The 22,944-nt window shown below is 61.2% G+C and carries 22 protein-coding genes; 13 read left to right on the top strand and 9 right to left on the bottom strand.

Going from position 1 to position 22,944, the window contains the following annotated elements; all coding sequences use genetic code 11:
* Positions 1-18: 18 nt before the first annotated feature.
* Complete coding sequence (locus AC3WQS_RS00765) at positions 19-1,797, bottom strand: ABC transporter ATP-binding protein (RefSeq protein WP_492712800.1); 1,779 nt, start codon at positions 1,795-1,797, stop codon at positions 19-21.
* A 95-nt stretch (positions 1,798-1,892) separates the two neighbouring features.
* Here AC3WQS_RS00765 and AC3WQS_RS00760 point away from each other — a divergent pair, with 95 nt between their 5' ends.
* Positions 1,893-2,480 (top strand): TetR/AcrR family transcriptional regulator, encoded by a 588-nt coding sequence (locus AC3WQS_RS00760; RefSeq protein WP_019745447.1) that lies wholly within the window; start codon positions 1,893-1,895, stop codon positions 2,478-2,480.
* On the opposite strand, the gene AC3WQS_RS00755 is transcribed toward AC3WQS_RS00760, so the two are convergent.
* Complete coding sequence (locus AC3WQS_RS00755; protein ID WP_020909255.1) at positions 2,415-3,950, bottom strand: LuxR C-terminal-related transcriptional regulator; 1,536 nt, start codon at positions 3,948-3,950, stop codon at positions 2,415-2,417. The two genes, AC3WQS_RS00760 and AC3WQS_RS00755, sit on opposite strands and share 66 nt — an antisense overlap.
* 168 nt (positions 3,951-4,118) lie before the next feature.
* Here AC3WQS_RS00755 and AC3WQS_RS00750 point away from each other — a divergent pair, with 168 nt between their 5' ends.
* From AC3WQS_RS00750 to AC3WQS_RS00725, 6 genes are all read left to right on the top strand, one after another.
* A complete protein-coding gene (locus tag AC3WQS_RS00750; protein ID WP_019745450.1) occupies positions 4,119-4,493 on the top strand; it encodes a PLDc N-terminal domain-containing protein in 375 nt (124 codons plus the stop codon).
* The gene (locus AC3WQS_RS00745) at positions 4,490-4,927 is read left to right on the top strand and encodes a DUF6325 family protein (protein WP_019745451.1); all 438 of its coding nucleotides are present in this window, start codon (positions 4,490-4,492) and stop codon (positions 4,925-4,927) included. Before AC3WQS_RS00750 ends, AC3WQS_RS00745 begins: the two co-directional genes overlap by 4 nt.
* A gap of 1 nt (position 4,928) precedes the next feature.
* Complete coding sequence (locus AC3WQS_RS00740) at positions 4,929-5,225, top strand: SHOCT domain-containing protein (protein WP_019745452.1); 297 nt, start codon at positions 4,929-4,931, stop codon at positions 5,223-5,225.
* Positions 5,226-5,290: 65 nt separating this feature from the next.
* Positions 5,291-6,268, top strand: a complete 978-nt coding sequence (locus AC3WQS_RS00735; RefSeq protein WP_070385179.1) for a DUF1214 domain-containing protein — start codon at positions 5,291-5,293, stop codon at positions 6,266-6,268.
* A 27-nt stretch (positions 6,269-6,295) separates the two neighbouring features.
* Entirely contained in the window at positions 6,296-6,709 is a 414-nt protein-coding gene (locus AC3WQS_RS00730; protein WP_020970904.1) for a phage holin family protein, read from the top strand.
* Between the two features lie 38 nt (positions 6,710-6,747).
* A complete protein-coding gene (locus tag AC3WQS_RS00725; RefSeq protein WP_258955540.1) occupies positions 6,748-7,569 on the top strand; it encodes a tyrosine-protein phosphatase in 822 nt (273 codons plus the stop codon).
* Here AC3WQS_RS00725 and AC3WQS_RS00720 read toward each other — a convergent pair.
* Positions 7,556-8,485, bottom strand: coding sequence for a DMT family transporter (locus tag AC3WQS_RS00720; RefSeq protein WP_029537079.1), 930 nt, complete (start codon positions 8,483-8,485; stop codon positions 7,556-7,558). The two genes, AC3WQS_RS00725 and AC3WQS_RS00720, sit on opposite strands and share 14 nt — an antisense overlap.
* An 82-nt stretch (positions 8,486-8,567) precedes the next feature.
* Here AC3WQS_RS00720 and AC3WQS_RS00715 point away from each other — a divergent pair, with 82 nt between their 5' ends.
* Positions 8,568-9,146 (top strand): TetR/AcrR family transcriptional regulator, encoded by a 579-nt coding sequence (locus AC3WQS_RS00715; protein ID WP_019745457.1) that lies wholly within the window; start codon positions 8,568-8,570, stop codon positions 9,144-9,146.
* Positions 9,147-9,277: 131 nt separating this feature from the next.
* Here AC3WQS_RS00715 and AC3WQS_RS00710 read toward each other — a convergent pair whose 3' ends face one another.
* Positions 9,278-10,171 (bottom strand): LysR family transcriptional regulator, encoded by an 894-nt coding sequence (locus tag AC3WQS_RS00710; RefSeq protein ID WP_058037608.1) that lies wholly within the window; start codon positions 10,169-10,171, stop codon positions 9,278-9,280.
* A 114-nt stretch (positions 10,172-10,285) separates the two neighbouring features.
* Here AC3WQS_RS00710 and AC3WQS_RS00705 point away from each other — a divergent pair, with 114 nt between their 5' ends.
* Together AC3WQS_RS00705 and AC3WQS_RS00700 are read left to right on the top strand one after the other, a co-directional pair.
* Positions 10,286-11,776, top strand: a complete 1,491-nt coding sequence (locus AC3WQS_RS00705) for a CoA-acylating methylmalonate-semialdehyde dehydrogenase (protein WP_492712801.1) — start codon at positions 10,286-10,288, stop codon at positions 11,774-11,776.
* A 63-nt stretch (positions 11,777-11,839) separates the two neighbouring features.
* Entirely contained in the window at positions 11,840-13,003 is a 1,164-nt protein-coding gene (locus AC3WQS_RS00700; RefSeq protein ID WP_133727154.1) for an iron-containing alcohol dehydrogenase, read from the top strand.
* A gap of 29 nt (positions 13,004-13,032) precedes the next feature.
* Here the strand turns inward: AC3WQS_RS00700 and AC3WQS_RS00695 are convergent, their stop codons facing one another.
* Together AC3WQS_RS00695 and AC3WQS_RS00690 are read right to left on the bottom strand one after the other, a co-directional pair.
* Positions 13,033-14,079, bottom strand: a complete 1,047-nt coding sequence (locus AC3WQS_RS00695) for a LacI family DNA-binding transcriptional regulator (protein WP_019745461.1) — start codon at positions 14,077-14,079, stop codon at positions 13,033-13,035.
* Between the two features lie 957 nt (positions 14,080-15,036).
* On the bottom strand, positions 15,037-16,578 hold the full coding sequence (locus AC3WQS_RS00690; protein ID WP_492712802.1) for a PucR family transcriptional regulator: 1,542 nt from the start codon (positions 16,576-16,578) through the stop codon (positions 15,037-15,039).
* Positions 16,579-16,924: 346 nt separating this feature from the next.
* On the opposite strand from AC3WQS_RS00690, the gene AC3WQS_RS00685 reads away from it, so the two are divergent.
* From AC3WQS_RS00685 to AC3WQS_RS00675, 3 genes are read left to right on the top strand one after another with little or no spacing between them, the layout of a single operon-like run.
* Positions 16,925-18,004, top strand: coding sequence for an ABC transporter permease (locus tag AC3WQS_RS00685; protein WP_019745464.1), 1,080 nt, complete (start codon positions 16,925-16,927; stop codon positions 18,002-18,004).
* Between the two features lie 48 nt (positions 18,005-18,052).
* Entirely contained in the window at positions 18,053-19,021 is a 969-nt protein-coding gene (locus AC3WQS_RS00680) for a sugar ABC transporter substrate-binding protein (protein WP_097386818.1), read from the top strand.
* Between the two features lie 33 nt (positions 19,022-19,054).
* On the top strand, positions 19,055-19,834 hold the full coding sequence (locus AC3WQS_RS00675) for an ATP-binding cassette domain-containing protein (RefSeq protein WP_070795630.1): 780 nt from the start codon (positions 19,055-19,057) through the stop codon (positions 19,832-19,834).
* 242 nt (positions 19,835-20,076) lie between these two features.
* Here the strand turns inward: AC3WQS_RS00675 and AC3WQS_RS00670 are convergent, their stop codons facing one another.
* Genes AC3WQS_RS00670 through AC3WQS_RS00660 form a run of 3 tightly spaced genes read right to left on the bottom strand, consistent with a single transcriptional unit; the run spans position 20,077 to position 22,935 of the window.
* Entirely contained in the window at positions 20,077-20,217 is a 141-nt protein-coding gene (locus AC3WQS_RS00670; protein ID WP_153211537.1) for a hypothetical protein, read from the bottom strand.
* Between the two features lie 50 nt (positions 20,218-20,267).
* Positions 20,268-21,104 (bottom strand): sugar phosphate isomerase/epimerase family protein, encoded by an 837-nt coding sequence (locus AC3WQS_RS00665; RefSeq protein ID WP_070795628.1) that lies wholly within the window; start codon positions 21,102-21,104, stop codon positions 20,268-20,270.
* Positions 21,105-21,135: 31 nt separating this feature from the next.
* Complete coding sequence (locus AC3WQS_RS00660) at positions 21,136-22,935, bottom strand: thiamine pyrophosphate-binding protein (RefSeq protein WP_492712803.1); 1,800 nt, start codon at positions 22,933-22,935, stop codon at positions 21,136-21,138.
* Positions 22,936-22,944: the final 9 nt, after the last annotated feature.

Below are 22,944 nucleotides of genomic sequence, written 5' to 3'. Positions count from 1 at the left end.
ACATGCCGATGCGCCGGGTCAACAATCTTCGAGCATCGCCTCGCCCTGATCGAGCCGGCCGGCAACCACCATGTCGCGGTACAGATCGTCCTTGTCCATGAGCTCGTCATGGTTGCCGATGTTGCGGATCCGACCGTCTTCCATGACCACGATCCAGTCGGCGTCACGCACCGTTGAGAGCCGGTGAGCGATGGTCACCACGGCCCCGGTACGTGCACGTTCGTTGATCGCGTCGACAATCGCGGCTTCGGTGAGTGTGTCGACCTGGGCAGTGGCTTCGTCGAGCAGAAGCAAAGCACTCGGTCGCAGAACTGCGCGTGCCATCGCGATCCGCTGACGTTGGCCGCCCGACAGCGAGGTGGCCGTCAGAGCGGTGTCGAGTCCGTTCGGCAGGGCCTCGATCGCGTCGTCGAGCCGGAGCAGGCGCAGAACGGCCTGGACTTCTTCGTCCGTCGCGTCGGGATGGCTGAAGACGACGTTCTCCCGAATCGTTCCGGGCACCACCGGTGTCTCTTGCTCCACGTACGCGAGACTCTCGCGCACAGCGCGGTGATCGAGCGCGTCGTAACCGACTCCATGCAGGAGAACCTCACCCGATCGCGGTTCGACGAATCGCAGCACAGTCGAGAGCAAGGTCGTCTTTCCGGCACCCGACGGGCCGACGATGGCCATGTGCCCACGCGTCGGAATGACCAGCGAGACATCGCGCAACGCCGGCTGGCTCGACCCGTGGTAACTCACGGTGACGTCGCGCAACTCGATCAGCGGCGCGGCAGCATTTGTTTTCGCGACCACGTCCACGACCTCGTCGTACTGCTCGGTGGGCAACGACTGCATCTCGCGAATCCGGATAGCTGCCGCGATTCCCGACTGAACGGAAGTCACGTTCTGCGCCAGCTCCGACACCGGCCCCATCAGGGTGAAGGCGTAGAGCAGAAACGCGATGAGCGTCGAGACTGCCATTTCGCCGTCGGCGACTCGCCAGGCACCGAAGCCCAGGATGGCAATGATCGATCCCTGAATGGCGGTCCACGCGACAGTCCACGCGGTTGCCGACACTCGAACCGCCGTGATCGCATGCTTTTTCGCATCGGACGCATTGGTCGTCACCAGAGCGCCGACGCGATCCTCGGCGAGGGAAACCTTGACCGTACGGATCGCACGCAAGCCACCCTCGAGTACGCCGCCGAGCTGACCGAGCGATTCCTGGGTTCGCGCTTCGGCTGCGGAAATCCGAGGCATCAGAACGGCAAAGAGTATGGAGGCGAACACGATTGCCACCATGGTGACCCCCAACAACGGCAGATCCAGAACGCCCATCAGAACAATCGTTCCGATGGTCAACGCGGCTGCGTTCAGAATATTCACCGCGGCCGACGACGCCGCCTCCCGCAGCAGCAAGGTGTCCGACGTGACCCGGGTGACCAATTCACCCACGGATCGCGATTGCAGCGAAGGTACGGTCGCCGCCAGGAATCGCTTCACCAGCGAAGACCTGGCGTCGAAGACAACCTTCTCGGCGGCGGTTCCGAGAACGATCCACTGAGCACAACCGAGCACAGCACCGACGATCAGAAGGACGACGAGCGTGAGGATCGGTCCCTTCAGCGACGCACCGGTATCCAGGGTGTCGAGAACCCACTTGGTGACCATCGGCGTTGCCAGCGTCGCCGCCGAGCCGCACAGCGCCAGTACCAATCCGAGGAGGAGCGACGGCAGATGCGGTCGAGCGAACTCCGAGAGGACGCGGAGATTGCTCCATTTCGGTGCGGGCTGAGAAGCGTCGGGTTCAAGCATGAATTTATGGAACACGAATGTTCCATAAAGGGCAAGAGAAATTCCGATTCGGAAACACTGGATACCGAAACCGGACACGGCTACGCTTCGAATTCGTGACAACGATCCACAGCGCACCAGAACAAAGCGCGACCCGCGAGCGCACACGGAAGGCCATCCTCGATGCTGCCGTTTCGGTGTTCGCGTCCAAGCCTGCTGCGACCCTCAGCGAGATCGCTTCGGCCGCGAAGGTCGGCCGGACCACTTTGCACCGCTACTTTCCCGAACGATCCGACCTGGTCGACGCAGTCGCGGCCGAGGCCACTCGCGCCGTCGGTGAGGCCGCAGCAGCGGCGCGACTCGGTGAGGGCACCGGAGCCGAGGCACTGGTTCGCCTCTGCCACGAATACTTCGAACTGGCCGACCTTTTGACGGTCCTGTTCTTCACTCCCGGCGTCTATCAAGAAGATTCGTTTGCCGAGTCCGCGTCGAACGACGACGGAGTCACCGACGCCATCGAACGCGGACACTCCGACGGGTCCATCGACCCCGACATGGGTTCGGACTGGGTGCAGAACCTACTGTGGTCACTGCTTTACACGTCGATGGACTACGTGAACCGCGGTTCCGGGACTCGACTACAAGCCTTGGATCTGACGGTTCGCAGCCTCCGTCGCGGAATCGCCCCCGATCCCGCGGTCTAGGTTGTCGGCTGCTTGAACAGCGGCACGCCGCTTGGCCACACCTAATTTGCGGTAAATCGAGCGAATGTGAGTCTTCACAGTGGGATAGGCGATGCCGAGGTGCGCAGCGATCTCGTCTGCAGTCATCGTGGTGCGCAGTAAAGTGAGAATCTCGTTCTCGCGTTCGGTCAGGACTCCGGCGAGCTGGGCAGAGAGCCTGCTCCGTTTTTCCAGAATCGTGCGCAGGAGGTCCTGGTGTCTCGACCCCCGTATTGCGTGCGCGTTCAAGAGATCGACAATTACCGGATCGCCGCTGAGAAAGGGGGCGAGGATCTGCTCCGGGATTGCCTCAGCCAGCGCACGATCCAGCTGCTCGTGCGCCTGCGGCCCACGCCCTGCGACGGAGCTCAGCGCTGCAGAGGTGACAAGTGTGCTCACCAGCGCATATCGCGGCAGCGCGGCCGAGCTTGCCAACCGAAGCGCCTGCGCCGACGGTTCCGGATCCCCCAAGACTCGATAGAGCTCGGCGAGCAGCGCGTGAGCGACCGCAGCACCTGTTCTGGTCAGCGTGGGCTTCGCGATGCGGCGCGCTTGCTCGTCCTGCCCCTGAGCGTGGGCGAGCCAGGCCGTGGTGACGCGCCGCAGCGTATCCCAAGGAATGCCGTGCTTGTCCGCAGTGCTCACGCCTCGCAGCAGCCGAGCGGCGTTGTGGTACCGGTCTTTCCGGTTCAGAGCGATCAGGCTCATCACCAGGTACAGACGGGCGAGCGCCTCGAAGTTGGTTCCGGGACTACCCTCCACGATTATCGAGTCGAACTGAGCGATCGCTTCCTCGAAGTCGCCACGCCAATAGGCGATGCACCCTCGATTCGACTGTGGGAGTCCACCTTCGAAGCGTTCCCAGTCGGATGCAACCTCTCGGGCAGGAAGGCCGTCGAGGATCTGTTCGGCTTCGGTGAACACTCCCGCGTGGGTGAGTGCAAAAGCCAAATTGGATTGCGCGAGACGCAACGTCTCCGCACGCGACTGCAACCGCGCTTCATCGCCGGCGGAGCGAAGTAGCGCGATGGCGCGAGGTAGATCACGACGAAGCCTGATCTCGGTCCACCCGAGGAGGAAAAGTGCGGACGGGTAATCGTCCTCGGGCTCGCACTGGGCGAGGGCGTGACGCGCGCGATCGGCGATGACGGCCTTGGTCGAGGTGTCCGGAGCGAGCAGTAGGTCGGTGAAACAGACGACAAAATCGTCGGACGCAACCCGTAGACCCTGCCCGCGTAGAAACTCCGCGCCGTACGGATCGCCGCTGAGGTCGCGGCAGCACGCCCGTATCAGCAGGATGTGTGGATCGTGCGGATCGGGATGCGCAAGGCAGAGTTGCTCGAGTTCCCTGGTATGAGATTCGAGAATCAGACGGAGCCAGTTCTTCCGCAGGACGCGTCGAGCCTGCTCCGCCTCACCGGAGGCAAGTGCGTCACGCACGGCTTCGATCATGTGTCGAAGATACTCGAGACGTTCGACGGCCGTGGAAATCCCGTCTCATCCGCTTCGGATGAGACAGCGATCGAAGCATGCGGAAACCGGTGAGAATTGCCGGAATCAACTGAAAGCGCGAGTCGGCGGAATGCCGATGCGCAGGCCTGACACGAACGGACAAGACACATGAGTTTCTGGGAAAGCCTCGGCTGGATGCTGTGGGCGACCGTCTTCGTCGGATATCTTTTCGCGCTGTTCGCGATCGTCGCCGACCTGTTCCGCGACCACAAGCTGAGCGGCTGGTTGAAAGCTGTTTGGATATTTTTCCTGCTCTTCCTACCCATCCTCACCGCGCTCGTCTATCTCGTCGCCCGCGGCGATGGGATGACGGAACGCAGCAACAAGGCCGCACGCGAGGCCGAGAGCGCGGCCGAATCGTATATCCGCGAAGTCGCAGGAAAGAGTCCCAGCGAGGAAATCGCCACAGCTGCAGCACTCCTCGAAGCCGGATCGATCAGCGAGGAAGAGTTTGCCGCACTCAAGCTGAAGGTGCTCTCGTGAGTGCCGCGCGTTTCGGCCCCGTCGACTTCTACCTTCTCGGTCTGCCGGGGCAGAGCCTCGACCCCGCCGCGTTCTCCGCGCTCACCGACATCACGGATACCGGCCTGGTACGACTCCTCGATCTGATCGTCATCTCCAAGTCCGACGACGGTGAACTCACCCTCGTCGAGGTCGAGGAATTGCCGAACGGCTTCGAGATCAACGTCGAAATGCTCGGCGCGTCCGGTCTGCTCGGGCATGAAGACATCACCGAACTCGCGGAGGCGATTCCCGCCGGCGCTTCAGCGCTGCTGGTCGCGCTCGAGCTGGTCTATCAGCGCGAACTCGCCGCCCGGACCGCCGAGTCCGGCGCGGTGTTGCTGGGTTACGAGCGGATACCCGCACCCGTCGTCAATGCCCTCATGGACACGATCATCCCGAAATTGGAGGTCTGACATGCCGTACATCCCGAGAAGAGGACGCCCTGGACTGCTGGGCCTCGCCGCCCGCACCGCGGTCGTGACCGGTACCGCGACCGCCGTCAGCGACGGTATGGCCACCCGCCGGCAAAGGAGAGCTCAGGCCGACTACGAGCAGGCGCAGTACGAATTCGCCCAGCAGCAGGCCGTACTCCCCACACCCGCACCCCCGGTCGATCTTGTCGCCGAGTTGCAGAAACTCGGCGATCTCAAATCACAAGGCCTACTGAGCGACGCCGAGTTCCAAGCCGCGAAAGCACGACTGCTGGGCTGATTCACCCCGACGGGCCATGGATTACCGCGCCCGCTTCCGTACCCCGACACCGATTGGAATCCGCTATGTCCACGATCGCCGTCAACGTCCTGAACTTCAATCGGGCAGAATCCGATCTCATGTTCGCTCGCCTGGCCGCGGGCGTCGGCCTGGGCACGTGGAACCACACTCGCGAGCTCGGGTCACTCGACAACCAGCCGATCATCCGCCAGAACCGCGACACCCTGTACAGCAGCGCGATCATCGACGTGCGCGAAAACGTCACGATCACGGTGCCCGATACCGGCAAGCGCTACATCTCCGTCTGGGTGGTCAGTCAAGATCATTTCGGTCCCGTCATCCTGCGCGATCCGGGAGAGCACCTGCTCACACGCGAATTGGTCGGGACCGACTACGCCGCACTGATCGTGCGCATCCTCGTCGATCCGAACAGCCCCGAAGACGTCGCCGAGGTGAACCGGTTGCAAGACGCCCTCACCATCGACGGCGGTGGAACGGGCGAGTTCCCGTTGCCCGACTACGACGAACAGTCGCAGACCGAGACCCGCGACGCGCTCCTCGCACTCGCTCGTGGCATCACCACCTACGACCATTCATTCGGCACCGCGGCGGAAGTCGACCCGATCAGGCACCTGCTCGGTACCGCATCCGGCTGGGGTGGCCTTCCCGAGTACGAGGCCACCTACGTCAACTTCGACGAACGTCTCCCGGTCGGGGAATACCGTCTCCGCCTGAACGATGTTCCCGTGGATGCGTTCTGGTCGGTCTCGCTGTACAACGCAGCCGGATACTTCGAAGAGAACGCCTTAGGCGTCAACAGCATCAACAGCCTCACAGCCACCCCCGACTCCGACGGCAGCACCACCATCCGGTTCGGCGTCAATCTCGACGGCGTCGCGAACGCACTGCCCATCATGCCGGGCTGGAACTACGTACTGCGCCTGTACCGCCCCCGCCCCGACGTGCTCGACGGCACCTGGACGGCACCTCGTCCCGAGGCCCTCCAGCAAAGCGTTCCCCACGCACACACCACTCTCGGGTGACTCGACCTGATCACGGAGGTACAAGCCATGCGTCTGTTATTTCAGCTCATTTCGCAATGTGTACTCGGCGCGATCGCGCTGATCGTCGTGCATTTTGCGCTGCCCGGGGTCAGCCTGAGCGTCAACGGTTTCTTGGCCGCTATCGGTGTATTCACCCTCGCCCACATGATTCTCGGCCCATTCGTGCTCAGCGTGGCACTGCACTACGCGGCTCCGCTCGCGGGCGGTGTCGGCTTGGTCGCCACGCTGCTCGCGCTCTGGGTTGCGACCCTGGTCCCCGACGGCATTGAGATCAGCGGCGTCGGGTCCTGGATCCTCGCCCCGATCATCGTGTGGGTGATCACCGCGTTGGGAGGATGGATCTTCATGGCTCTCGTCATCGACAAGTGGATCAAGAGACGCAATGCCGAAAAGCTCGTGCGCAGTGTGCAGAAGGCATGAATGATCAGTTCGGAAACGGAACCCACAAGGAGTCAGCCATGCCAACTCACCCGCTCGATCGTCGCGTTCTCCTGAAGACCGCTCCGAACTTCCGGGATCTCGGTGGCATTCCCGTTGCTGATGGCACCGTCCGCGCCGGCGCGCTCTACCGTTCGGCGACGCTCGCGAAACTCGACGGCGACGACGTCGCCGCGGTCGCCGACTTGAACGTCCGGACGGTCTACGACCTGAGGACCGCTGCCGAGCGCGACGGCGCGCTCGACAATCTCCCTGACTCGACGCGGACGGTCTGGCTCGACGTTCTCGCCGACAATGCCCAAAACGCCGCGGCCACCGGACTACTCATGACGGACCCGGTCGCGTACGCCGAGACCATCAGCGATGGACGTGGGATCGCACAGATGGAGGAAGCGAACCGCAACTTCGTCACCCTGCCGTCCGCCCTCGACGCCTACCGCGCGTTCTATCTCGACCTCATCGACGAAAAACGCACCGGTGCAGCACTTTTCCACTGCACCACCGGCAAGGATCGCACCGGGTGGGCCGCGACCTCTTTCTTGCTCCTCCTCGGCGCCGACGAAGCCGATGTACGCGCCGACTACCTGGAGACGAACACCGATCTGGCACCTATGACGGAACCGATCCTCGACTTCGCCGCAAGCAAAGGCGTTGACGGAGAACTGCTCCGGCCGCTCCTCGGAGTCCGCGACAGCTACTTCGACGCCGCGCTCGACGAAATGCGCACGCAATTCGGCGCAGTCGAGGACTACGCAATCAACGGACTCAAGCTCACCTCAGAACAAATCACCGCGCTCCGCGAGCGGTTCACATCGCGATCGGGCTTCGTCAGCGCGACGTGATCGGAGCTCTTGCCGGGCAGGAATCCGTGCTCTCGTCCTGCTTCTTCGGTCGATTGTCCACCCGGGTGACCACGACGACGGCGACGATGCCCACCGCCAAGCCGAGAGCGGTGAACGGAGTGAAGGATTCTCCGAACATCAGTGCGCCCCAGACCGCGGTGACGGGGGCGATCAAGAACATCAAGGTGTTGACGGACGTGATGCCGATGCGACGAAGCAACAACCAGTACAGCCCGTATCCGCCGAAGGTCGACAACACGATCAACCAGAGCAATGCGATCCAGAATGTGCTGACACTCGGCGGTACGGCAGCACCCGAGGCGATCGCCAGAGTTGTGAAAACTATTGCGCTGGTTGAGCAGTGGATGGCCAAAGCCTGCAGTGGCGGCGTGGACGTGGGAGCGCGTTGCTGGACGAAGGTGGATGCAACCAGGCTGAGCATCCCCAGGAACGGAATCGCGTACGCCCACCACGGGGCCGATGTACCGGCCCCGGCGTCGGCTGCCGTGACCATCGCGACGCCGGCCAGTCCGATCGCCAGTCCGATCCACTGCATCCGAGGGACTGCGACACCGAGGACCGGACCGAGCAGCGCGGCGGCCACCAGCGGCTGAATACCGTCGATCAGCGCTGTGGTTCCGGTGTTCACGCCGAGATCGACTGCCCAGTACACAGACAACAGGTAGCCGCTCTGGGAGAGTATTCCGATCACCACCTGCCTGCCGAAAGCCCGCGGTGTCGGCATCGCGTTCAGGCGCCGGGCGGACAGCCAGACAATCGGGACCAGTACCGCCGCAAGCGGGAGAAAACGCCACATCAGCAGCGTGGAGACCTCGGCACTGCCGGCGCCGAGTTTGGCTCCGATGAATCCCGAACTCCAGCACGCGACGAACAGGACCGACAAGGTAGCCGTCACGGCAGATCTCGAGGTCACGATCCGAGGTATACCGATCTGTTTACTCATGGAGTCGACTATACAGATCGGTATACTTTTGTCCATGGCAGACGAATCCGTACCCGACTTGACTCCGAAAGCACGTCGCATTCTGGAGTCGGCGTCGAAGCTGTTCTACGAAAAGGGAATTCACGCCGTAGGCGTGGATACCGTCGCACTGGACGCCGGGGTCACGAAGAAGACTCTGTACGAGCGGTTCGGCTCGAAAGACGGCCTCGTCGTGGAATATCTGAAGGATCGAGATCGGCGGTGGCGAGCCTTTCGCGACAAGAAGCTCGCATCAGCCGGACACAGCCGCGCCGAGCAGTTGAGTGCGGCATTCGACGCTTCCGCCTCTTGGTCCAAGGCGAGCGGAGGCAAAGGTTGCAGCATGGTCAACGCTCACGCCGAGTTCAGCGATCGGTCACACCCGGTGTTCGCTGTCATCGCCGAACAGAAGCAGGAAATGTTGGACGTCTTTCGGCGCATTCTGGCGACAGACGGGCAAGCCGACGAACGTCTCGTCGAGGCAATCATGCTGCTTCACGAAGGCGCCCTCGTCGCAGACGGTATCGGTATCGGCACCGACCCCTTCGACGTCGGCCGGGATGTGGCCCTCGAAATGCTGAAGCATTCCGGGTGATCCACCCCTCTCCACACATTCCAGAAGACCCTTCGACAGAGTCCACACCTGAAATCGAGATCATTCCTCATAGGCCCCACAAACTGACCGTCAACCATCGCCTCGCCCGACGAATACAGGAAACCCGCACATCACCGCGCACGGAGGTCGGGGTTCCTGTCGACAATCTCATGCAAGGCATCGGTTATCGCCCGCACGCGGGCCAATCTGATCAGCTCGCGCGGGACAACGAGCCAATACGACCTCCGAATTACGAACTCGTCACGCAGCACCGGCACGAGGTCATCGTCGGTCGCGCCGATGTACGTCGGCAAGGGCGCGATTCCCACACCGTGCCTGACTGCCTCGTAGTGACCAGCGATGTTATTGGTCTGGATCTGCGCTCGCCCGGTGGGCAGTATCCGGTCGAGGATACGCAGAGGTTCGACATCCAAGAACGCGTCCACATACCAGACGAGCGTGTGATGACGTAGGTCGTCCACCGACGAGATCGACTCGTGCGTCTCCAGATACCGACGCGAGGCGTAAAGCCGCAAGTTGTAGTCCGCAAGTTTGCTGACGACCACAGATCGGGGAGAGGGACGCTCCAATGTGACGGCGACGTCGAAGTCACGCCCGGTCAACACATCGTGGGTAGTCGAAGTCAGCACTTCGGTGTACAAATCCGGGTGCCGGGCACGTACAGAGCGCAGGCCCGGAACCAATACGAAGGCACCGAAGCCGTCTGGGGTCAGGATCCGGACCGTCCCGTTGAGGCTCGGCGACGCCGAGGCGGTCGTCTCACCGAGCGCAGAAAGTAGCGTCGACTCGATACTCTCCGCGTAGGGAACCAATCGCCTGCCCGCCTCGGTCAGCTGCCAGCCCGAGACGCCGCGATCGAAAAGCCTTGCTCCCATGTCTTTTTCAAGCCTAGAGATTCTCCTGGAGACCGTGGTCTGATCGACCCCCAGTCGCTTCGACGTATCCGAAATACGCCCCGTGCGTGACAGTTCCAGCAGAAAGCGCAGGTTGTCAGAAGTGAACATCGCCATTCCCGTTCTTGGCTGCAATTTTGCATTGAGTACTGCGATCTTACTTGTTGACGACGGCAATTCTGCGGCACAGACTCGAATCAACCCCAGCCTCAGGAGTGAATAGTCATGACTGTCATCGCACATTGGATCGACAACAAGATCGCCCCCGGTTCGAGCGGAAACTCCGCTCCGGTCACGAACCCTGCGACCGGCGCCGTCACTGGCAGTGTCGCGCTCGCCAGCGTGCAAGACGCACGCGCCGTTATCGACGCAGCTGCTGCTGCGTTTCCCGATTGGCGCGACAGTTCGCTCGCCAAGCGCACCGCAATCCTCTTCGCGTTCCGCGAACTGCTCAATGACCGCAAGCACGAACTCGCAGAGATAATCACCGCCGAGCACGGCAAAGTCCTCTCCGACGCACTCGGCGAGGTGTCAAGAGGCCAGGAGGTCGTCGAATTCGCTTGTGGCATCGCGCACCTGCTCAAGGGCGGTATGACCGAGAATGCCTCGACGAACGTCGACGTCACCTCGATCCGTCAACCGCTCGGCCCGGTCGCGATAATCTCGCCGTTCAATTTCCCCGCGATGGTCCCGATGTGGTTCTTCCCCATCGCGATCGCCACCGGAAACACGGTAGTACTCAAGCCGTCCGAAAAAGTTCCATCTGCTTCGCTGTGGATCGCGGCGCTCTGGGCCGAGGCAGGACTTCCAGCGGGCGTGTTCAACATCCTGCAAGGCGACAAGACAGCTGTCGACGAACTTCTGACCAACCCTGCGATCAAGGCCGTTTCGTTTGTCGGTTCAACCCCCATCGCCCAGTACGTGTACAGCACCGGCACCAGCCACGGAAAGCGCGTTCAGGCTCTCGGAGGAGCGAAGAACCACGCGATCGTCTTGCCTGACGCAGACCTCGATCTGGCCGCCGACGCAATGGTCAACGCCGGATTCGGCTCGGCCGGCGAGCGCTGCATGGCGATCTCGGCACTGGTCGCCGTCGGCGACATCGCCGATGAACTCGTTGGCAAGATCGCCGAGCGAACCCGCACCCTGAAAACCGGTGACGGCACGAAGAACTCAGACATGGGTCCTCTGGTGACCAAGGCCCACCGCGACAAGGTCGCCTCCTACGTCGACGCCGGTGAGGCGGCCGGCGCGACGCTCGTCGTCGATGGCAGGCACGTGCAGGCGAACGGTGGTGAGGGCGGATTCTGGCTCGGCCCGACCCTGATCGACCACGTCACCACCGACATGAGCATCTACACAGACGAAATCTTCGGCCCTGTGCTCTCGGTCGTGCGAGTGAACTCCTACGACGAAGCACTCGACCTGGTGAATTCGAGTGCATTCGGGAATGGCACCGCGATCTTCACCAATGACGGTGGCGCAGCACGTCGCTTCCAGAACGAGATCGAGGTCGGCATGGTCGGGATCAACGTCCCCATTCCCGTCCCCATGGCCTACTACAGCTTTGGCGGTTGGAAGAACAGCCTGTTCGGCGACACGCACGCTCACGGTACCGAAGGAGTCCACTTCTTCACCCGTGGGAAGGTCGTCACTACCCGCTGGCTCGATCCCAGCCACGGCGGCATCAACCTCGGCTTCCCCGAAAACAACTGAGTTCTTGTCCCGTCCGAATACGACGGGCCGGGAAATACATTCACAACATTCGAAGGGATCGGCATGGTTGCCAACATTTCATTTCCCCGGTTCTTGAAACTTGGTCCTGGGTCCGTCGAGAGTCTCGGCGAAGTGCTGACGGATCTGAACATCGAGCGTCCGCTTCTTGTCACCGACGCGTTCATGGTCAGCAATGGTTCTGCCGATCGATTGCTGAAGATCGTTGCAGCAGCAGGAAAGAAGGCCGCACTCTTCTCCGAGACGGTTCCCGACCCCACTACCGATTCTCTACAGGCTGGTCTCGACGCTCTGACCGCCCACGATGCCGACTCGATCATCGGCTTCGGCGGCGGCAGCCCGATGGACACGGCAAAAGCACTTGCCGTCTTGTTCAAGCAGGGCGGCGTCATGCGCGATTTCAAAGCCCCTCGGGTGTACGCGGGGCCGGCGCTTCCGATCATAGCCATCCCGACGACGGCAGGAAGTGGCTCGGAAGCAACACAATTCACGATCATCACGGATGTTGCCAGCGACGAGAAGATGCTATGCCCTGGGCTTTCTTTTCTTCCGATCGCCTCGATCGTCGATTCCGACCTCACGATGTCGATGCCGCCGAGACTGACGGCCGACACAGGTGTCGACGCACTCACACACGCGATCGAGGCCTACGTCAGTAAGAAGGCAAACCCCATCTCGGACGGGCTCGCACTGTCTGCGATGAAGACAATCGGGGCGTACCTCTTGCGCGCGTACCGTGACGGCTCAGATCGAGAAGCACGTGAACAGATGATGCATGCTTCCACTCAGGCGGGTATGGCATTCTCCAATGCGAGCGTGTGCCTGGTACACGGGATGAGTCGTCCGATCGGCGCACATTTCCATGTGGCGCATGGACTTTCCAATGCAATGCTACTTCCGGCGATCACCGCGTTCTCCATACCCGGGGCGCGTGATCGATACGCCGATTGCGCCAGGCAGCTGGGCGCGGCCGACCGCCGCGATTCAGACGAGGCGGCCTCGCACAAGCTGGTCGACTTCATCGATACTTTGTGCGTCGACGTAGAGGTACCCAGTCCGCGCACATTCGGCATCGACGAGTCCCGCTGGGAGGAGCTCATTCCACTGATGGCGGAACAGGCCTTGGCGTCGGGTTCTCCGTCGAACAACCCGGTGGTGCCCAGCGCACAGGAAATCGTCGAACTGTACCGGAGAGTCTATCGATCCTGACCACTTCGGCCCGGTCAGCATGGTCTCGTTCAGACTGTGCTGACCGGGCCTGTCGAGTTTCGGACGATCAGCTTGGTTTTGAAGATTTTCTGCCTCCGCTTGGCGCCGTCGATATTGTCGAGCAGCATGGAAGCTGCGGCGCGCCCCTTCTCCACCAGCGGTTGACGCACAGTGGTCAGATCCATGAGTTCGGCGATTGGCGCATCGTCGAATCCGACAACCGAAACAACCTCAGGTACTGAGATATTCATGCCACGAAGCACGCTCAAGGCAGCGACGGCAAAGACATCTGATGTCGTGGCTATTGCGGTCGGATTCAGTATCTCGACCATCGAGCGAACAGCACGGACGCCGCTGTCACGATCGATACCTGAAGCCTCGTAAACCTCAATCGAGATACCGGCATCTCCCCGTGCAGTTGCAGCATCGAAGTACCCGAGGATCCGATCTCGCTGGACCCGCTCCGAAGAGTGTTCGACAACTGCCTTGGAGATCGGCCCATCGGTGCCACCGATGTTCAAACGTTCGCAGACCACACCGATTCTTCGGTGCCCGAGATCCAAGAGATGGGCCATCTGCTTGAATCCCGCAGCGCGATCATCGATTCCGATGAACGGCAAGCCGCAGTCCGCGGGTGAATCGATCGCAACTGCCGGCGTTCCTGAGTGAATCAGGGCCGCAATGATCGGGTGGGTAGGAGTCACATTGTGCAGGACTACTCCGTCGACCAAACCTCTGACCGCGGGAGAATTGAATCCTTCTTCCCTACTGGAGACCAACGGCAACAAAGTGAGGGCAACGTCGGCGAGTTCGTTGACTTCGACTACCCCCTTCATCAACAGCATGGTCGACGGGTCTTCCAGTGCGTGCCCCAACGACTCCATCACCATGATGCCAACCGCTCCAACTCGGCCGGAGCGCAGGCTACTGCCGACGATGTTCGGCCCGGCGTAGGACAGAGACTGAGCGACTGCGTAGATGTGATCGCGCTGCGATGCAGAAACTTTCGGAGAGTTACTGAACGCGTATGAGACAGCGGCTTGGGAGACGCCTGCTGCCCGCGCCACGTCCTTCATCGTAACCACTGAAGCGACTCCCCTTGCTCCGGACGAATCATCCGCCGTAACCCTTGACGATCTCACGAATTCTATCGTGGTCTCGTTTCAACCGAGTGTTGGCTTCGGTTGACCTGTCGTCACAGTAGATGGTGTTCACACATTCGCCCACACCGGACTGCATGCGTCCAAGCTCTACGAAAGCCCCCGAAGAGCTCGACACGGTATGGCACATCGTCTTTTCCGCCCCGACATCGCCGTGTCGATCTCGCCACAGAGGTTGCATCGAGCTCGCACGGCCAGCGGCACAGACGGCTTGGGCATAGGCAACGACGAACCGATATGGCGACACGTGACACAGACGTACCCCACTTCTTCCTCCATACGGTGACTAGCCATGTTCGTCGCCCCACTCCTGCCGTTGCCTCGATAGTTTCAAAGATGTTTCTGCACTGAAGGTCCCGCGAATGTACGAACGATGACGTCCGTGAGAGGTACTGTCGGCAGCGGCGATTACCCCGACCGAACACTTCGGGAGACGGTAGGCGCGACACCGTGGTTTGCGATACTTCCGCCTGTCGCGCCACATCTCAACCTTCACCTTGTTTCACCACCACAGACACGAGTGAATCGTATCACCAGGTGATACGATTCACTTAACCCTCCACGAAGAGAATCAACGAAATGCTCTACCCGAAGTTGACCTTCGTGCTCGGCCGCACGAAATGGGCACAGCTTGTCATCTTCGCACTTCTCGGAGCTTTCCAAGCCTCTTGGGTGACAGTGACACCCGACGTCAAGAATGCACTCGAGCTCACCACCAGCGGATTCGGTTTCGTCATCTTGGGACTGCCCGGTGGTTCCCTGTGCGGATTGCTGGCAACAGGCCGTCTCATTGCCGCGCGCGGAGCTCGCAGGGCGATCAGTATAGGTTTAGCCACGACAGGAACCGCCGTCCCCCTCATCGAAGTCGGAACGCTAGTTCCTTCCGGAACGTCGCGACGAACTGATCGCCGAACCTTCCAGCAGCTCAAGACCTTTGACTGCCAACAGCAAGCGCTGCCGTGTTTCCGGGGCATCAAGGGATTTTCCGAGAATCGTGGAGATCCGCTCCAACCTGTTGTACAGAGTTCTGCGCTGCACGTAGAGTTTGTCCGCCGCTTCGGTCTTGCGCCCGTCGACGCTGAGAAACGCACGCAGTGTCGGCAGCAGCGGACTGGCCGAGTGCGCATCCTTCGTCAACAACGGACCCAATTCGTCTTCGACGAAGCTCGCCAGTTCCGGGCCCTGCGCCAGGGTCACCAAAATCCGCGCGACCCCCAGTTCGTCGAAGTGAAGGACACCACCAGAAGCTCGGGCGACCGCCGCAGCACTGCGCGCTTGAGTGAGCGCGACAGCAACCATGTCACGTGAAATAGCGCGGCTCACACCGACACCCGCTCCGACGAAACCGACAAGATCCTCGATCTCCGGCGGACGGCCACTCACTTCCGGCGCCACCGTGACGATGTAATCACCCATGTCGGCACTGATCGCATTGGGACTGCTCCTGCGCTTGGGCCGGATTCCACCAGAATCGTCACGAGTATTCTTGTTGGCCACGAACACTCGCATCAGGCCAGATCCGAGCCGATACCCCAGACGACTGGCCTGCTTCACGAACTCATCGCCGGAAATTTCTCCCAGCAGCAAGTGTGTCATCAAAGCGGTACTGCGCTGATCGTCACGCGCCTCGCGGCTACGATCGGTGAGAAGCGAGATCGCGATCGCTGCTGCTGCCCGCTCCGCCGCGAATTCAGCCGAGAACGGCGCGGTCGGCGATTGTCCCTGGAGCACGTGGATCCACCCCCACGGTTGACCACGCATGACGACGGGCCTTCGGACACAATCAGTTTCATTGTCGTGCGATACTCTGGCGTGACGATTCCACTCGTCGTCATCGAATTCGACACCGTCCACTGAAAAATAGACCGTCACCCGGTGCGCGATGTTTTCCAGAACCACCGTGCTGTCGGTGAGCGCCGCCAGAGTCTCCACTATTCCGAGATGGTCTGCGCCGTCGAGCAGCAATCCCGAGAATGTTGCTTCGACCTCACGCTCACGAGTCAGGCTCCGAAGTCGCATTTCGGTCAGAATTTCGTGCACCTGGGCGGAGACTCCGGCGAACGACACTTCGTGGGTCAACGCGATCACCGGAAGCAGCATTTGTTGGGCTTCCTGTACAACAGCTTCAGGAACTCGATCGAACATGCGACCGGATTCTTCGATCACCAGAGCTGCCGCACCCGCTCGAGAAATCGCCTTCACGTAAGCACGCTGCTCGGCTTCTGTTTCCCCTATACCGAGGCCCGCCGTCAGCAACAATTCGCCGCCGCTGAGAAATCGTGCGATATCGGGGATCTCGGACGAGTGAACCCATCGGACTTCGCGTTGATCCAGATCCGTTCCGTTGGTGAGTACGTGAGGACCGGCCGCGCGGATCAGTGAGAGTTCCAGAGCGTCCGCAACCGTGAAAGACATGTCAAAGACACTACACAAAACGTGTCGCTCAGCCGAGACATCTTTCCCGCCTTGCGTCTAGCTGTGAATGCAGTCACAGGACAGTATTTCTACAACCCCAGGGCTTCACCGGGGGGCGCCAAACAGAGTTGAGACACATGGCGAACCCGCTTCCTACCTGTCCGAAGATTTGTTTCAGCGCCCATATAGACCCGGCCCACCGTCCGAGTAATCGCTACCGGTTCACGAACCGAACGCGAACTGCATGGCACCGATCCAAATCTCGACACGCACAACGCCGTGCCGCCGGGTGACCTGATTTCGCTCTTTCGACCGAACACCGACACACCCTTTCGAGGAGTCCTCAATGCCCCTGACCGAAGACCAGCAGAAACGGCCGCCAAGCGCGCGAATCTCTGTCGATGACGTCGGCCGTTCCACTCGTTCCGCGGCACCCCAGCCGCCCCACGCATCCTCGCAGGAATGGCTACCTGCTCTGCTCAAACGCATTCTGCCAAGCACACCGTCGCAGGTCGTTCAGCGGGTGATGCTGACTGTACTGGCCGCATCGGTGGTGATTCTGTGCATCGCCAACCCGATCTTTCGGCAGTCGGACAACCTGCTGAACGTGCTGCAACAGGCGGCGATGGTCGGAATCATTGCCGGCGGTATGCAGCTGATGATTATCTCAGGTGGCTTCGATCTCTCGGTCGGAATCGTGGCAGCGGCAGCCGGATGCGCGGCAGCGTACGTCAGTCTCCAGCACGGTATAGCCATCGGAATTCTCGTCGGATTGGTCGCCGGTCTACTCGCCGGCTTCGTGAACGGCATCCTCGTAGCCAAGATCGGCATCAACCCATTTGTGGCCACGTTCGGTACACAAGCCGTCGTCACCGGACTGCTGTACGCCGCAACCGGCGCCACCCCGATCGCTCCTCTTCCTTCCGGATGGACCGATCTTGGCTTGAGGAACATCGCTGGAATCTCCTTTGCCAGTCTCACATTCGTCGTGGTCATCCTGATTCTGTTGTTCGTCTTACGATGCACGCTCTTCGGCCAGCACATCTACGCCGTCGGGAGCAACAAGGAAGGCTCGCGTCGTGCCGGAATCCATGTCGATCGGGTTCTGATTGCCGTCTATGCCATCGGCGGACTGTGCGCTGCCATCGCAGGAATTCTTCTCGTCTCGATCTCGGGAATCGGGAGTCCGGCAACAGGTACACAGTGGGCACTCCTCGCCATCGCCGCCGTCATCATCGGCGGCACACCACTCACTGGCGGAGTCGGCGGCATCAGCTCCGCGGTGATCGGCATCCTGTCGCTCACCGTCCTCACAAACGCACTGAACCTGTACAGCGTTTCCGCTTACTGGCAGCCGGCGCTGACGGGTACGGCCGTTCTGCTCGCAGTCGGCTTCGAAGCGTTCCGCAGCGCCCGCAAACGCTGATACGTCCGATTCCAGTCGCAGCCAACCACATTCCAGGAGTGACAACATATGACCGCAAGAAGAACGTCCCGAACAATCAAAACCGCATTTGCCCTTTGCCTGGCCGCGTTCGTCGCCGTCGCACTCACGGCCTGCGGAACCGCACCTTCCTCGGGTGCGAACAAGACGCTGGGCTTCGTGGTGTACGACGTCGGCGTCGACCCGTGGATGAACGTAGCCATCTCGACTGTGCAAGAAGAAGCTGAAGCTGCGGGATACAAGCTCAGTGTTGTCAACGGGCACAACGACATCGCTCAGATGAGTAGCGGAATGGACCAGCTGGTCACGCAGAAGGTCGACGCAATTCTCCTCGCCCCCAGCGACCAGGACAGCATGACTCCGTCAATCAAACGAGCCGAAGCAGCAGGAATCCCGGTCATCGCATTCTCCCTGGCGCTGTCAGAAGACGCCCCGGTCTCCTCGTTCGTCGGGACCGACGACGTTCAGGTCGGACGCGAGCAGGCGAAGATGGTCGCAGGAGCAATTGGCAATCGGGGCAACGTCGCCTTGATGACCGGCATCCTCGGCAGTGGGCCGCAGATCGGCCGGTCGGAAGGGTTCCGTGCCGAACTGCAGGAGAACTTCCCCGACGTCAAACTCGTCGAAGAGCAGCCGAACAACTGGGCGAACGACAAGACCATCAGCCTGACCCAGGACTGGCTCGCGAAGTATCCGGCAGGGCAGATCAACGCCGTCGTCGCGCAAGGACCCGAATTGGCTGCGGGCGCCCGCCTGGCCAAGTCGATGGGCCGAAGCGAAATCGTCTTCGTCGGCAACGACTATCCGGAAGAGATGCGCGAGAGCATCCTCGCGGGAGACACGTACGGAACCATCAACGGCGATCCCAAGGAGATGGCGCGAGAAGCTGTCGCCGCCATGCTGACCCTGCTGGACGGTGGCACGGTGCAACCCAAGATCTTCGTCCCGATCCCGCCCGTAACATCCGCCAATGTCGCCGACTCTCCCGCAGCGTACTGATTCGAGACGACCCCCCAGATCGGAACCACCTCAATGAGTACTATCACCAACACCACCGAGCCTCTTCTCCAGACTACGAACCTCTCCAAGTTCTACGGCGGCGTCAAAGCTTTGCAAGGCGCCTCCATCAGCGTCGGACACGGTGAGCACATCGCCATCATGGGCGACAACGGCGCAGGCAAGTCCACCTTCGTCAAGATCCTTTCCGGCGCGCAACCGTCGAGTGATGGCACCATCCGATTCGACGGTGCGGACTGTGAGTTCCAAAGCCCAATCGATGCACGCGAAGCCGGGATCGAAACCGTCTATCAGGATCTTTCACTCGCAGACGACCTCGACGTCCTGACCAACCTGTTCCTCGGGCGTGAAGAGAAGCTGATCAACCTGGGCGGCTTGAGCGTGCTCAACAGACGCAAGATGGCCAAGCGTGCAACCGAATTGCTCACGGAGATCGGAGTGAACGTGCCCGAGGTACACCGGACCGTTCGGGGTCTCTCCGGTGGCCAGCGCCAGGGTATCGCCATCGCCCGCGCATCCGGTTGGGGATCGAAGCTCATCATCATGGACGAACCCACAGCGGCATTGGGCCTGCAGGAGACCGCCCACGTCCACGACATCATCAAACGCCTCAAACAACGCGGAGTCGCGGTCATCATCGTCAGCCACAACATGCAACAGGTGCTGGAACTGACCGACCGGGTGTACGTTTTCCGGCGAGGCCAGGTCGTCGGGTGCCGAAACACCAAGGAAACCACCGCCGACGAGATCGTCTCGATGATCACCGGCGCCCGACCAGCAGAAGCCGTCGCGTAAGCAGCTGTAGCTGCAAGCAGATCGACGTACAGGCCCGTCTGAAGTCACCACGACTGTCGACGGGCCTGTTCGTGTCGCGGATCCGAGACTCACTGTCTCACCGTCGGCGTCGGACATCCGAGACCCTTTCCATCACCCACCTGGCCCCCACCGCCCCAGACGAGGCAGAACTACAGCCGCCGAGACGAAAAGTGCTCGGGCCCAACCTGATGAGGTTGGGCCCGAGCACTTTCGGTGTTCGGTTAGTTGATCTGTATTCGGCCGTCGACGGCTTCGATCCGCGGGATCGGCAGTGCGCGTACGGCAGGCGGGGCTGTCACGAACTCCTCGACGGTCGGCACTTCACCGTTCGGAATCCTCGGCTTCATCACGGACGGGTCCATGATCACGACTGTATTCATGTTTCCCGGATGCGTCTCCAAACCGAACACGGCTACTGACCGACTGCTTCGATCAATGCGCTGAGGTGGGTGTAGCTCTTCTTCGCGGCGTCGAGCGTGCCGCACTCCACCGACAAGACGACGTCGTGGTCGGCCGCGGCGAGTGTGTCGACGATGCGCTTCCAGTCGATGACGCCTTCACCGCATGCGCATCCCAGCATGCCTCGCACTTTTCCGCGTAGACGTTTCGCGTCGTCTAACGCGATGTCCTTGGCGTGCAGGTGCGTGACCTGACCGATGATGGCTTCGAGCCACTCGTGCGGATCGTTCTCACTCAGGTAGCTGTTTCCGGTATCGAGGTTGATCGTCAGGGCAGGACTGTCGACCAAATTCATGATCTTGTCGAGGCGCTCCGGAGTCGCGGTGTACGGCCCGTGGGTCTCGATTGCGATCTTGATACCCCGGGGTTCCGCGACCAGCGCTGCCTCCTTCAGGGTGTACCGCATGAGCGTGTAGTTCTCTTCCTCCGTGGTCCAAGACGGGGTGGGTCCATCGTCGACCATGATCATCGGAGAACCTGCCTCCGCGGCGTAACGGATGGCCTGGCGGAAGTACTCCACTGCCACCTCCGGCTTGGCGAGTGGCGCGTGGCTCGACAGCGACGAGATGCTGAGACCGCGATCTTCGGCCGCATTCCGTAGGATCAACGGATCGTCGAGCATGGAACGACTGTGGAAATATCCTGCTGCACTGAGCAGTTCACGACCCCAGTGCACCATCGGCTCGACGTACTTGTAGCCGATCTCAGCAGCTTGGTCCATGGCCCAATCGAAAGAGCCGTTCTCGTATCGCGCGAACTCCAGATTAAGTCCGAGTTTGATGTTGCCCATGACTTACAACTACTTTCCGGTGAGGGGTGGGTCAGAAGCCGCGCTGGTTCACGTAGTCGTCTCGAACTTCGCCGTGGTACGCCGGTACGGTGATATCCCACCAACCCATTGCATGCATCTCGGTCCAGGGCAGCTCGCGAGCACTGATCGCCTCGATGACTACGGGGCCCTCGGTCTCGAATGCGCGCTGAACAGCGGCGCCGAGCTTTGCCGGATCCTCGACACGCTCGGACTTGCATCCGAGGGACTGGGCGAACGCAGTGATATCGGCGAAGTACGGGGATCCATCCGGCAACTTCCACCCTGAGATGATTTCCCGTTCCGCGCCGAAGAGATTGATCTGAAGGTCCTTGATTGCTTCCCAGCCACCGTTGTTCAGAACGACGAAGACGACATTGACGCCGCTCATGGCGGCAGCTGCGATCTCCGTGCCGGTCTGTAGGAACGCGCCATCGCCGACGAGCGCGAGAACCAGCTTGTCCGGTGCGCCGATCGCGGCGCCGATCGCGGCAGGTACACCGAATCCGATTCCGGAGAATCCGCCGGCAACGATGTTGCTCTTCGGCTCGTAGATCGGGAATTCGTTGAACGCCTGGTTTGCCGGGTTGCTGGAATCGGTGACCAGAATTCCGTTACGCGGAAGAACCTTTCGGATCTCGACCATTGCCCGCGAGTTGGTCATCGGTAAGTAATCGGTCTCACGCATAGGGCGCAGGTGCTCGTCCCACTGCGCCTTCAAGTCCTGAAGTTCGGCGTAGTAGTCGGTTGCTCGGAAGTCGTAATCCGCTGCCGGTGCGCCGAGTTCGTCGATCAGAGACGCGAGCGAGGTCTTGGCGTCGCCGACGATCCCGACCTCGACCGGGTAGTTGCGGCCGATCTCGAATCCGTCGATGTCTATGTGAACGAGTTTCGTGTTAGGGATGTCGAATGTGACTCCCGGGCGGTAGGAGGACGTGATGCGATCGCTGAACCGGCAACCCACTGCAAGAATGACGTCGGCGGTCTTGGTGACTCCGTTACCAGGAATCGATCCCATGTCGCCGCACGGCCACGCGTACAGATCGTGGTCTGCGGGGAATGCGCCTTTGCCCTGGAAGGAGTGCGTCACGGGAGCGCCGAGACGTTCCGCCAGTGTGAGGAGTTCCGCACCGGCCTCGGCTGCGATGACGCCTCCGCCAGCGAGGATCACGGGACGCTTAGCACCCGCCAGTAGCTTGGCTGCCTCGGCAATGGCGACGGGATCACCAGTCGCCCGGGTCTGAGCTCGGCGCGAGTACAACTCTGGAACATAGTCGCCGTACTCAGCTTGCAGGTCCTGCGGGATATCCACCAGGACAGGCCCTCTGCGACCTTCGAGCATCGTGTTGAACGCCTGAGCCATCGCGGAAGGTAGCTGCTCCAGTCGACCGGGCTGCCACCAGCGCTTGACGACCGGCTCGACCATCCGTGGGAAATTGTTCCCGTGCGGCCGATCGATCTCCTGGAGGACGCCGCGGTTCTCCATATACGTGTGAACGGCGCCGGTGATCAGAATCATCGGCTGCGAGTCCGCGAACGCAGTCGCGATTCCGGTTACGGTGTTCGTCGCTCCCGGTCCGATGGAAGTACAGACGGCCGCGATCTTGCCCGATGCGCGGTAGTAGCCGTCGGCCATGTGTGCGGCGCCCTGCTCGTGGATGGCGGGAACCAACTCGATTTCGTCGGCCCGGTCGACGAACGCATCAAGTAACGCCGTATTGCCGTGTCCCGGAATAGCGAATACCTTTTCAACTCCTTCACGGATCAGTATGTCGACCACCATCTGGCCACCGGTGAGCTTTTGCACAGTCATGTTCTTCAC

The organism is Rhodococcus sp. FW305-130 (genome assembly GCF_058788335.1).
Note: the sequence above shows the minus strand (reverse complement) of the source record. Positions and strands in the feature narration are given on the sequence as shown.